The 12,530-nt window shown below is 36.1% G+C and carries 11 protein-coding genes; all 11 read right to left on the reverse strand.

Features of this window, described 5'->3' with window-relative positions; genetic code table 11:
- Position 1 precedes the first annotated feature (1 nt).
- Complete coding sequence (locus RGT18_RS09765) at positions 2-493, reverse strand: GNAT family N-acetyltransferase (RefSeq protein WP_051241013.1); 492 nt, start codon at positions 491-493, stop codon at positions 2-4.
- Entirely contained in the window at positions 486-2,057 is a 1,572-nt protein-coding gene (locus RGT18_RS09770) for an amidohydrolase (RefSeq protein WP_028078371.1), read from the reverse strand. Before RGT18_RS09770 ends, RGT18_RS09765 begins: the two co-directional genes overlap by 8 nt.
- Before the next feature lie 101 nt (positions 2,058-2,158).
- Entirely contained in the window at positions 2,159-4,921 is a 2,763-nt protein-coding gene (locus RGT18_RS09775) for an ABC transporter ATP-binding protein/permease (protein WP_028078370.1), read from the reverse strand.
- A gap of 108 nt (positions 4,922-5,029) precedes the next feature.
- A complete protein-coding gene (gene trxA / locus RGT18_RS09780; RefSeq protein ID WP_006526215.1) occupies positions 5,030-5,341 on the reverse strand; it encodes a thioredoxin in 312 nt (103 codons plus the stop codon).
- A 61-nt stretch (positions 5,342-5,402) separates the two neighbouring features.
- Positions 5,403-6,131, reverse strand: a complete 729-nt coding sequence (nagB, locus tag RGT18_RS09785; RefSeq protein WP_028078369.1) for a glucosamine-6-phosphate deaminase — start codon at positions 6,129-6,131, stop codon at positions 5,403-5,405.
- A gap of 18 nt (positions 6,132-6,149) precedes the next feature.
- On the reverse strand, positions 6,150-6,962 hold the full coding sequence (locus RGT18_RS09790; protein WP_051241012.1) for an aldose 1-epimerase family protein: 813 nt from the start codon (positions 6,960-6,962) through the stop codon (positions 6,150-6,152).
- A gap of 318 nt (positions 6,963-7,280) precedes the next feature.
- Entirely contained in the window at positions 7,281-8,321 is a 1,041-nt protein-coding gene (locus RGT18_RS09795; RefSeq protein WP_338176020.1) for an IS30 family transposase, read from the reverse strand.
- 372 nt (positions 8,322-8,693) lie between these two features.
- Positions 8,694-9,215, reverse strand: a complete 522-nt coding sequence (locus RGT18_RS09800; RefSeq protein ID WP_028078934.1) for a hypothetical protein — start codon at positions 9,213-9,215, stop codon at positions 8,694-8,696.
- Positions 9,208-9,723: a hypothetical protein gene (locus RGT18_RS09805; RefSeq protein ID WP_037404558.1), complete on the reverse strand. Its 516-nt coding sequence runs from the start codon at positions 9,721-9,723 to the stop codon at positions 9,208-9,210. The genes RGT18_RS09800 and RGT18_RS09805 overlap by 8 nt, the downstream gene beginning before the upstream one ends.
- Positions 9,724-10,023: 300 nt before the next feature.
- Positions 10,024-11,748: an IS1634 family transposase gene (locus tag RGT18_RS09810; protein WP_338176025.1), complete on the reverse strand. Its 1,725-nt coding sequence runs from the start codon at positions 11,746-11,748 to the stop codon at positions 10,024-10,026.
- A gap of 473 nt (positions 11,749-12,221) precedes the next feature.
- Positions 12,222-12,416 carry a hypothetical protein gene (locus RGT18_RS09815; protein WP_338176027.1) on the reverse strand — a complete coding sequence of 65 codons (195 nt, stop codon included), beginning with the start codon at positions 12,414-12,416 and terminating at the stop codon, positions 12,222-12,224.
- Between the last annotated feature and the right edge of the window lie 114 nt (positions 12,417-12,530).

Consider the following 12,530-nt stretch of genomic DNA (forward strand, 5'->3'; position numbering starts at 1 on the left):
CTTATTTATCCTCTAACTGTAAGTAATAATAACTAACTGCTAGCCATTGATTGTGTTTATAGCCAATCTCTTCAAACGTCGCCTTTTTGACAAAGCCAAATCTTTCATGTAGCTTTTCGCTTGCGATATTACCAGTTGTTACAAGCGATACGATATTCTTATATCCAAATTTTCTAGCAATATCTATCATTTCTTTCATCAGAGTTTTACCATATCCACGATGGCACGAATTAGGATCTAAGTAGATTGCTAAATCAACTGTACATGCGTATGCTTGACGACTATTAAAGTCGGAATAATATGCATACCCAACTGGTTTAGCATTTTCTTCTAAAATAATCCATGGATACTTCTCTGTAATTTTATGAACACGTTGTTTGAATTCATTTAACGTTAATTCTTCGGTTTCAAATGTTGCAGTACTATTCGTAATATACCAGTTATACCAATCTAGAATAACTGGTATATCTTTTTCTTCAATATTTCTAATCATTAGAGTACACCGTGTTACCATCCATCACTGTTAACATTATCTTTGTTTGATGGATGCTAGAAACAGGTATTGTACGTATATCTTTTTCTAATACAACAAAGTCGGCATAATATCCTTCTTGAATTGCGCCAATACAATGATCCATAAACAACATCTTCGCACCGTTTGTTGTAAAGGAAGCAATCGCTTCATCAACTGTTAGACATTCCGCTTCATTCATGCATGCATCATAAGAGATTGATTTTCTTGTGACTGCACATTCAATTCCCTTTAAGACATTCGGCATTTCAACCGGCGCATCTGAACCATTGGATGCTAGGGTTCCTTCTAATAATGTCTTATATGGATAAGAAGTACTTGCAAGTTCCTTACCGACTCTGGAAGCAAGAATCTGTGCGTCATAATCAATAAAGATGGATTGGAAATAACATGCTAGCTTCTGATCAAGAACCTGTTTGATTTGATCAGGTCTCATAATTTGGCAATGTACAATACCATGGTGTAAAGGATTACCTTCTAACACAGTACCTTTGTATACATGCAGTACATTATCTAATGCCGCATCTCCAATCGCATGTGCGATGGTTGGCATATTGAATTGGTTTGCTAAACGTACGTAAGTTTCAATGACATCTTCTTCCAAAGACGCAATTCCCTTCGTTGTTGGATCATCCGCATATGCATTCTTCATATATGCTGTTCTTGCACCTAACGAACCATCTGTAATTAACTTTAATGGACCAATACGGAAATAGTCATCACCTACATCAAAGGTATAACCATCATCTAAGAACTTTGAGAATTCCTTTGGATTATTAAACTCACACTGTTCATTGACACGTACCGTCATATCTTGTTTGTACGCCAGCGATTCGAAAGCACTCAATACAGGTTTATAGTCATGCGCAACTGCCAAGAAATCATCACTACCAACTGTTGTAACACCAAATCGATTCGCATAACTTGCACCAATGTGGATGTATTCTTTAATCTTTTCGACATCTGGTTGTGGGTATGCATTATGAATATTATTTAAAGCATTCTCTTCCACAAACCCATTTTCATAGTCAACGTTTCCACCTTCAATCTTTGTGTGTTCTGTAATACCAGCAGCTTTTAGGGCAGCCGTATTAGCAGATAAAACATGACCACACGCACGTGTTAAAGCAATTGGAACATCTGTACTAATTTCATCAAGCATCTGTCTTGTTGGCTTTTGATGGTCCGGGAAGGATTCTTCATTATAACCACGACCGATAATCCACTCACCCGCCTTTGTAGTCGAAAGCTTTTCTTTCACCTTTTCGATAACTTCTTCATTGGAATGACAATCATCCAATACAACATTAGATAAGTACATGCCAAGTTCTGCTAAATGCATATGACTATCCACAAAACCCGGGACAACGAACATACCCTTTAAGTCAACGATTTCAGCACCTTCCCCACAGAGTAATTCTTCAATCTCTTGGTTTGTGCCAACTTTAATAATATATTCATCACTCGTCGCAAAAGCAGTTGCTGGATTTTGCCAGATATTACAATTGATATAACCTTTTTTCATATGTAATGATCTCCATTTCTTCGTAAAGATTATACTATTAACCACTCATTCCTTCATAGGAAATACCTAAAAATCACCATACTTTCATATGGTGACTTCGTTTATTCGGTACGTAACGCTTCTACCGGATCTTTTTTCGCTGCACTACGAGAAGGAATTAATCCTCCAATCACAGTGATTATGATACTAATCAGAATTAATACTCCTGCAGATTCTAGTGGTAATACCGCACTTAAATCTTCTATTTTAGATACCTTTTGGATGACATTGTTAATTGGAATTAGCAGTAATAGCGCGATACCAATCCCTATGATACCGGAGAAAATACCAATGATGAATGTCTCCGCATTAAATAACTGCGAGATATTCTTTTTCGATGCACCTAGGGCACGAAGAATACCAATCTCCTTGGTTCTTTCCATTACAGAAATATAAGTAATGATTCCTATCATAATAGAAGAAACAATCAAAGATACTGCCACAAACGCAATCAGTACATAAGAAATACCATTGATGATTGTCGTTAAGGAAGATGTCATTAACGCAACATAATCTGTATAGGAAATCTTTGAATCTTCACCAACAGTATTGTTGTATTTTTCAATTGCTTTTCCTATCGCATCCTTATTCTCAAAACTATCTGCATAGATACTGATACTGGATGGTGATTCGTAGCTCACTGCCCCAAAGGAAGCGAGATTCTTCTCTAACGATTTACCGCCGATATAATCATTGTAAATCGTAAGTAACGTTGTTGTATTTGGACTATCATTGAGATAATTCTCCAACATGCTAGAAACACCACCTTGTGGATTCATGGATAGCTTTGATATAGCATTCATATCAAAACTATTTGTATCTTCATTAATTTCTTGATTTTGACTCTTTCCATCATAGTACAAAATCAACTGGTACATGTTCACCTTTTCATCCTCACTCAGATTTAACAAATACTCTTTAGTATCCTGAATCTTCTCTTCATCCGTTGTAGCATTAAAGCGTACGCCATTTAATACATTAATTTCTGGAGTATTCTTTTGTGCTTGTACAATAGCAGATTCATTTGCTCGATCAATCACATAATTGGTTAAAAGATTTGTATATGCGACCGCAGTATTGATGGTCGCATTTTTCGCATCTTCCTTCGGACGAATAATACCGGTTACTTTTAAAGGAATCGATTTATTCATCAAGCCTTCGGAATCATATTCCGGATTCTTGATTTGGCTAAAGCTACCATTTTCATTCTTCAAATAGTTTTCACTTGATGGAACTAGATAGAATGTCTTTTGTAACAGATTTTCATAACTAATTGTAAAGTCTTCTCCATCTTGTTTATTTGCAAGTTGATTTTTAGCAGCCGTGTATTGTTCCTTGGTGATAAAACCTAGTTGATACATCGATTGTACTGGGATACCATTGTTCTCATTGAGTACCATCACAACCTCGTTATAACTCGTTGGCCAAGAACCAGCCACCATATCATAACTATCAGTTACTACAGATGAAATTGGCTGCCCATTTGTACCAGCAACCATTTCAGAGAAATTCTTTGCCGATTCGTTATTTATCCCCATATTCGCAAAATTAAACATACGAGGACGATTTGAATTTCCATTTCCTCCATCTAGTTCAATATTTGTGTTAATGAGTTGTTGATTTGGATTTTTTGCATATACGCCAAAACTAATGTTATAGCTGTAGATGATTCCATTCTCACCAACGTATTGGTGAATTTCGGAAGTAGGGTCATCAAGATACTTTTTAAATTCAGCTAGATTATTTTGAATCAGATTATTTGTAACTGCATCACTTTGCTTCAATGATTGATAGTCTGCGTGAACTTTTCCATCCTCTGCTTGTGTTTCTTTTGAAGAGGATAAACCCATCATCTGCGTACGTAACTGCATAATCGAAGTAGCATCAACCGTCTGCGAAGAAATCGTAATTGGATATGATGTCATCGTTTCCTTTTGAACACGTGTTATGTACTGATTCATTCCTGTTGATAAAGCTAAGATTAAAGCAATACCAATAATACCAATACTTCCCGCAAAGGAAGTCAGAATTGTTCTACCAATCTTTGTACGAAGATTGGCAAAAGATAATCCTAAAGAAGTCCAAAATGACATCGATATACGTTTTGGATTCTTTATCAGTTTTTCTTCCACACTGTCATTTGCAATAACATATGGATCTGTATCGCTAATGATTTGTCCATCTTTTAAATTTACAATACGTGTCGAATATGCCTCTGCAAGTTCAGGGTTATGTGTCACCATGATAACAAGCTTTTCTTCAGCAATCTGCTTTAAATGATTCATGATTTGAATGCTTGTTTCTGTATCAAGGGCACCTGTCGGTTCATCCGCAAGTAAAATATCCGGATTGTTGATGAGTGCACGAGCAATCGCAACACGCTGCATCTGTCCACCAGATAATTGATTCGGTTTTTTGTGAACATGATCTTGTAACCCAACTTTTTCTAGCACTTCCATCGCACGTCTTCTTCTTTCTTTACATGAAACGCCAGAAAGTGTTAGTGCCATTTCAACGTTGGAAAGTACATTTTGGTGAGGAATCAAATTATAGCTTTGAAAGACAAACCCTATCGAAGTATTCCGATATGCATCCCAATCCGCATCTCTATACTTCTTGGTAGATATACCATTGATAACCAAATCGCCACTATCATAGCGGTCTAATCCACCAATAATATTTAACATCGTTGTCTTTCCAGAACCAGACTGTCCTAGAATAGATACGAATTCATTCTCTCTAAAATTTAAGGAAATACCCTTTAAAGCAACTTGCGTAAGTTCCCCCACCGTATAACTCTTAACAATATTCTTTAGTTGTAACATGAAAGAGACCTCCACATATACATTAAGAATAACATACTAAAATTTTACATTTTTAAAATATTTTTTAAGATAAAAAAAGCAGGTTTTTCACCTGCCCATTAGAGATTCTTATAAAGTTTGCTTAACAACAGCTTCAAGTTCTTCTCTTGGCATGAAACCTAAAGAGGAAGCTACCTTTTCGCCATTCTTGAAGCCAATCATTGTAGGAATTGACATAATTCCATACTGTTGTGCAATCTCAGGATTATCATCAACATTTACCTTCACAAACTTGATGTCTGCATAGTCCTTAGAAATTTCTTCAAGAACTGGTCCTACCATCTTACATGGTCCACACCAGTCAGCGTAAAAGTCTACAAATACTGATTTGTTATCAGCTAATACTTGGTCATATTCTGCTTTATTCTTAATAATATCCATTTTTGAATACCTCCGTGAACATATTATTGCATAAATATATTTGATACAAAAGAATTATGCCCTATTTGATTTTTGCGGCAGCTTCGTCATCTAAAATAACAGTTACATCTGGATGATCCTGTAAGATACTTGCTGGACAATCCGTTGTCTTAGGACCCTTAATCATACCGTATACCGCATCAGCCTTATTGGCTCCTGTAGCAATTAAGATAATCTTCTTTGCACGCATAATTGTGCCTAAACCCTGCGTGATTGCTAGAGTTGGAACTTGATCGATATCCCCATCGAAGAAACGAGCATTATCCTTACGAGTCTGTTCTGTTAGTTCCATTGTATGTGTCAAACTATCGAACGCTGCACCCGGTTCATTAAAAGCGATATGTCCATCAGAACCAATACCGAGCACCTGTACGTCTACTACATACTTTGCCATTTCACTTTCATAACGTACGCATTCAGCTTCAGGATCTGCTGCTTCACCATTAGGAATATGAATATTCTCTTCAGGCACATCAATCTCATTGAAGAGATTATCATGCATGAATGTATAGTAACTCTGTTCATGATTACGTGGTAATCCAACATATTCATCTAAGTTGAATGTAATAGCATTCTTATAAGATGTGCCATTTGTCTTGTGGTCTGCAATCATCTTCTTGTACAAACCAACTGGTGTAGAACCTGTTGCCAATCCTAATACTGGATTTTCCTTCTCTACAACCTGACGCATAATTTTAAAAGCTTCTTCACTTACTTGGTCATAGGAATCTGCGATAACAATTTTTAACATTTTTCTTTCTCCTTCTTTTTAGAATAGTGTTATTGAATACGCTGTTTGCCAGCTATCATTTACATCTAGCAGAATTGTTCCCTCACGTTTTTCAAACGGAACTTCATTCTTTTCAAAATCTGTATGAGAGTACCATGGTTCAATACATACAAATGGTGCATATGGTGACCAATATGCTAGCCATGGGTAACCCTGATATTCCACCTGTACACCATGTGTACCATCTGTTAATTTTGTACAGGTACTACGTGGATTTTGGATGATGATTGTCTTCTTTAATGCATCTTTATCCAAAGCAATCACATCTACTTCTTGATTGTTTAATAGTTCCTTTTGATTCAATTCTAAACGGTATGCATCAAACGTTTTATCTTTTTCAATTGGGCAATTGAATGCAGGATGCAATCCAAAGTTAAATGGCATCGCACAGGTATCTCTATTTTCAATACGATATGCTATATCTAACTTCTTACCCTCTAAAGAATACGTAACCTCGAGTCGGAAGTGAAATGGATATTGTGCCAGCGTTTCTTCACTATCACACAGTTCCATTACAATTTGAGTATCGGTATGTTTGATACATTTAAATTCACTGTTTCTAGCAAAACCATGGTTTCCCGTACGATATTCTTTACCCTGAATGTGTAGGATACCATCCCAGGTCTTACCAACCATCGGAAATAAGATTGGATTTCTTCCAGCCCAATAGGTTTTATCTCCTTGCCACATTGCCTCGATGTTCGTTTCACAATCAAAGAAACTATGTATTTCTGCTGCATGTTCATCAATCGTTACTGATGCAAATGAATTTTGAATTGTATACGTAGACATATCTTCCCCCAACTCATTGGTTTTATTATAACACTTTGCATGATTTTTAAATTTCAATCCTTTTATAAAAATACGTAAATTTATATTTTTTTCAAGATTCGGAAATTTCAAGACATATCGCAAAGTTTTTTTTGATTTTTTAGAGAAATATCTATTTTTCTATGAAAGAAACTTGGTTTTGTTACATTTTAGAGTTATTTGTATTGCATGCAGGTACATTTTATCAATTTGATACATCTTTTAAAAGACCATTATCCAATGATCTGATTTGTTTCCGGATTGTAATGTATGTATTGTTAAATAACGATATCCTTCAGTTCAGGGAACTGCAGAAAGTTCTTGTATGAACATCTCCTCTGCTGTTTGATAATCAAATAGTTTTCTTGGGTAGTTGTTGATCCATTCTTCTATCGTTTTAAACTTGCTTTCAGGATAGTTATCAAACTCCGTCCCTTTAGGAATAAACTTTCTGATCAATTTGTTTGCAACTTCATTGCTACCACGTTCACAACTTGTATATGGATGACAAAAATATAATTCCGTTCTCTTCTGTGTTCCATCTGTACAGGATCGTTCTATCTTGTCTGCATAGGAAAACTCGGTCCCATTGTCACAGGTGATCGTTCTGAAGAGTATGTTGAATTTCCCCTGTAATCGTTTTTCAAAATTGTTTAATGCATCCACAACAGCTTCAGCACAATGATGTTTCAACTTGACGATGATTTCTTTCCTGGTCTTTCTTTCCGTCATAACAAGCATACTGCTGTGGGATGTATTCTTTCCTTTGACGGTATCCATCTCCCAATGCCCGAATTCATCTCTGGTCAAGATGTATTCCGGACGTTTCTCAATACTTGTTCCTACGATCCGTTTTGCTTCCTTGTTCTTCTTTACCTTCTTATATTTCCGCTTTCTTTTCCCTTTGACAATCAAGTCTTTGTTAGTGACTCTATCAAATACACCGGCATCGATGTAGTTATACAAAGTGGTTACACAGATTGATTCTCGGAACTTCAGATTCTTACGTTTAATTTCTCCCAATACAACTGCCGGACTGTACTTGTCATCTGCAATCTTGTTTTCAATATATCGGGCAAGACGTGAATCCCTAGATATTTTCTTGGCAACTCCCTTTGACCGCATCTTTGTTTCATGACGTTGTTGTGCCAGATCAGAACTGTATGTTCTTTTATGAGAGTTGCCAACCTTTTTATAATATTTGCCATGCTTTATTTCACGATATATCGTGGATATATGCACTTTTAAGATCTTTGCTATATCCTTGATTGGTACTTTCTTCTCATATAAAGTTTCCAATTTGACCCTATCGGTCTGTGTCAATTGTTTAAAGCAACGCATGATGATCAACTCCAAAATCTTATATACACTATATGTACATTGTATAATCATACAGTCGCCATATTCAATAGTGGTGTTTATGTCAATCTCATTATCTCCTTTTCTTAACGAATGGTTGCAAATCAGGAAGAATTGATCTCATAATTAAAACGACTATGCAAAATAACTTTTCTGTCAGCAATTTTACACAGCCTCTTTTTTTGATTCTTTTTAGTTCATTTTATGCTTACTAACATTCTAACTGCCATTCACTCCATTTTGTGATATACCCTACTTTTATTCAAAGGTTTTATCCTACAATCATTTATACTACCGATATATATCAGTCGCTATCTTCCTTCTACTTTAAATCGTCCTTACACTATATCACATTTACTTAGTGAATCTAAGAATCACTGCTCTTGCATTAAATCCCTCAAAATTTTTCCAATCATCATAAACTTCCGATTGTATAGATGTCATATCCGTAGCGTCTAAATATAACAAAACATCCCCTAATGTTAAATCCCTATCTTGTTTTAGTGTATATGAGATCTCTTGATTATCTGTATAGTCTAATGATGATAAAAATTGGATATGTTTTTCAGAACCGTTTTCCATAAAATAGTAAATATCAACATCTGTTTTTGACACTACCATCTTCAATATATTGCTATTATTTAATTCAAGAATATGGCTTTCTTTCTCAATAAGCATTCCACTATCACATTCTGCATATACTATCTCTATTCCTTTTAAATTAGACTCATTAGAATATTTAAAAGTATATGTATCTATAGAATCTGAGGAAAAATACTCTATCTTATCCGATTGATTTACTGATGTCGTTTTTTTACTTTCTATGTTGCATGCAGATAATATTGCACAGAACAGTATAATAACTAATTTAATCAATATCCCACCCCCAACCGCGGTATAACGTTTGATATGATGTATATACGTTACATGAACCTGAACCAGGATACGTTTCCTCATATGAAACTACTTTAAAAGTATCATAAAATGCTTTAACTACAAGTTCTTTATTATATGGACTATCATTATACTTACTCCAGCCAATAGAGTCTCCTGCTGTATAGCTAACAGAATAACCCCAATCCAAAAATTCAGGAATTATTGAAATCGTCGCTTGATTAGACACTTCAACAGCGTATGTACTAGTTACGGTTGCTGTGGAGTAAGGAACATAAAATCTACCTGTTCTTGCCCAAATCGTAACGTTTTGATTTGATAATTTAACTATACTTCTATAACTGCCAGCACAAGTTACAATACTATAATCATTTGTATTTACTGGATCCTCCGGTTTACTTTGTTCACCATTATCGTTTGCAAAAGTAACCATTGTATTACTACCCATGAGTACAATTGTTAATATTATTGTAAAAAATTTTTTCAACATAATAGTTTCCCCTTTCTTTCTTAAACAGTTGAAATAATAAAGAGAAAACTAAATGCCTGTCTTATACCTTGCAACACATAGATGATGAATAGTATGTTCTTTCATACAATGCGTTCCCCTTTCGCATTTCTTTTACAATTTCATCATACGAATTTCAAGCAAAATTGCAACATCTAACATTTTAGAGAAAATTTGATATAATCCCATCTTTGACAGTTATAAATGTAAAAAATGCCATAAACCACGATGTAGAAAGGGTTTCTGGCATTTTCGTTTTGTTGATCTGTGTAGTGTGGGATTCTATTTTTTCGTTTCAGATATGATCTTTCTCATGGTTCCTGTTGGAACGATCTCTGTATCCGTACAGAATCCAAATTCTTTATGTAGATGATCCGTTATCTTTGTTCGCTTATATTCCGGTATGTATCCTTGTCCGTTTACCTTCAATAGCTTGTATTCTCTCAATGTAGTAATCAGTTCTGATGATGTATAGCTTGGACCTAACTTCTTTTCTAGGATGCGGAAGATCAGTAGGGCCAGATAACATATCAGGAAGTGTGCACGGATGCTGTCCTTCTTTCTGACATATACAGGTCTTGCTTCAAAGTCTGTCTTCATGATGCGGAATGCTTCCTCTATTTGCCATCTTCCTTCGCTGACCTTTAGGATGTCTTCTATCTTGTCATTTACCAGGTCGGTACAGATGGCATAGAAGCCATCATACATCGCTTCACTGTCGATCTTGTCCTGGTCTATCGCATAGTGCTCCTCGGATGCGATTTCTCCATCTGATGTGGTAGCTGTGACCCTTACGAATCTTGCAGGATCGTTTGGGTTTCTTCTTTGCTTTTGGATAGAGCCTTTGTCTACCATGGACTCTGCACGTGCAATCTGTGAATCCCGTATCTCTTTTTGATATGTCGCATATCTTGGTGAATAGGTGACAATCATCAATTGACCAGCTACCTTCTCGGTGCCATATGGCTCTTCTTTGTAATAGATGTCATCGATATGCTTGTATGGTTCTCTCTGTATCTCTTCGATATCAACTGTCGCTCCATCCTTCAGACGTTTCCATCTTTGGTTCGACATCGCTTCCTCGCGTTTCTTGCGGTTTAGCTTCTTGAGCGATTGCGTACAAATGAATGCACGTCCTTCGATGTCGTTGAACAGTCGGTTGTTTTCTGATCCTAGACCTCCATCTGTACATATAACGAATCTCTGGAAACCAAAATCCCGTATGATCTTTTGCTCTAGAGGTCTCATGGATGGTTGTTCGTTGCTTGCACCTTCAAAGAGGTCGAACGTCAGAGGAATGCCATCGCCATCCATGAACAGTCCCATCTGTACGATAGGGCTAGGACGGTGCTCCTTACTTTTGCCATATTGTCTGAAGCCATCCTCTTCTTCGATCTCGAAGTAGTAGTTCGTACAGTCATAATATAGGACACTGTTATTTCTCTTTAGGATATGATTGCTGTTCTTGTATACTTCTGCCAATATATGGTCCATCTCCTTAGATAGCGTTCCTAGTGCACGATACACATCATGCAATTCATACTTTGGCTGCTCTAGAAAGGAAGATGCCGTCTTATATGAGGAAAGTTTGCTTCCGGGATCCAGTATGCGTGCATAGACAAGGTCTGAACATATCGCATCAATGTCGAAATCAAATCTGCCATGTGATGATATGGTACGGAACACGTTCTTCATCTTTAGACCGTAATAGATGGACTGTAAGAATAGATATCCTGCATGGAAGGAACGCTGTTCATCCATAACTATCTTCTTGTCAGGAAACAATGATAATAGTACAGGAGGAGCAGAAGGAGAGTCGTTCATTTGGTCTACCTGCTTTTGTGCCCACTCCAATACCTGTTTCCTAGAAAGATTCATTTCCTTCATGAGCGAGTCTATGCGTCCAAGGCTTTTGACGTTCTCGGAACGGACACCATTCCCTTTACGAACGGAATGGCGGATGTAGAGTCTTTCGTATTGTCTGTCTTTCAGTATATGTAGAAACATACAAGATCACCTCTATCAATATTATAACACAAAGCACACCACCACACTACATAAAAATACATAAATTTTGACAACAAAAAAAGATGGATATCCACCATCAATAAAGGGTTTATTCATTATCTTGTTAAATTACAACTGTAAAACTCCCGTATTACTACCCATGAGTACAATTGTTAATATTATTGTAAAAAATTTTTTCAACATAATAGTTTCCCCTTTCTTTCTTAAACAGTTGAAATAATAAAGAGAAAACTAAATGCCTGTCTTATACCTTGCAACACATAGATGATGAATAGTATGTTCTTTCATACAATGCGTTCCCCTTTCGCATTTCTTTTACAATTTCATCATACGAATTTCAAGCAAAATTGCAACATCTAACATTTTAGAGAAAATTTGATATAATATATTTGTTGATGACAACATACACACTTATGCCGAGATAGATTACTATCCCGGCAATTTCTTTATTCTTAAATGATCTTCGTGCAAAGTTTCAGTATTTCCTGGTTCTGTTTCAACTCATCATCCGCTTTTGTACGACACTTATGGAACATCTCCCATTTACCACCTTCCTCTTCCGGATGATATACACCTATACAGCCTATATGAGGATACTTTTTAAAGTAATCACTGTATTTGTCTAGGATCACCTTCTTCTTATCCATGCTCAATTTTCAGTGAAAGCTCCCTTTTAACGAAAGCTCCCTTTAATTGGGGTGCTTTTCCATTTACAGGTTTTGAATTTATATATTTTAAGCTATAATCTAAATAGATATTGG

The sequence above is a fragment of the Solobacterium moorei genome (assembly GCF_036323475.1).
GTDB lineage: Bacteria > Bacillota_I > Bacilli_A > Erysipelotrichales > Erysipelotrichaceae > Bulleidia > Bulleidia moorei.

Bases quoted from the DNA above. Each gene is read 5' to 3' on its own strand.
- RGT18_RS09765 (WP_051241013.1), bottom strand. From the start codon at position 493: ATGATTAGAAATATTGAAGAAAAAGATATACCAGTTATTCTAGATTGG.
- RGT18_RS09770 (WP_028078371.1), bottom strand. From the start codon at position 2,057: ATGAAAAAAGGTTATATCAATTGTAATATCTGGCAAAATCCAGCAACT.
- RGT18_RS09775 (WP_028078370.1), bottom strand. From the start codon at position 4,921: ATGTTACAACTAAAGAATATTGTTAAGAGTTATACGGTGGGGGAACTT.
- trxA (WP_006526215.1), bottom strand. From the start codon at position 5,341: ATGGATATTATTAAGAATAAAGCAGAATATGACCAAGTATTAGCTGAT.
- nagB (WP_028078369.1), bottom strand. From the start codon at position 6,131: ATGTTAAAAATTGTTATCGCAGATTCCTATGACCAAGTAAGTGAAGAA.
- RGT18_RS09790 (WP_051241012.1), bottom strand. From the start codon at position 6,962: ATGTCTACGTATACAATTCAAAATTCATTTGCATCAGTAACGATTGAT.
- RGT18_RS09795 (WP_338176020.1), bottom strand. From the start codon at position 8,321: ATGCGTTGCTTTAAACAATTGACACAGACCGATAGGGTCAAATTGGAA.
- RGT18_RS09805 (WP_037404558.1), bottom strand. From the start codon at position 9,723: ATGTTGAAAAAATTTTTTACAATAATATTAACAATTGTACTCATGGGT.
- RGT18_RS09810 (WP_338176025.1), bottom strand. From the start codon at position 11,748: ATGTTTCTACATATACTGAAAGACAGACAATACGAAAGACTCTACATC.
- RGT18_RS09815 (WP_338176027.1), bottom strand. From the start codon at position 12,416: ATGGATAAGAAGAAGGTGATCCTAGACAAATACAGTGATTACTTTAAA.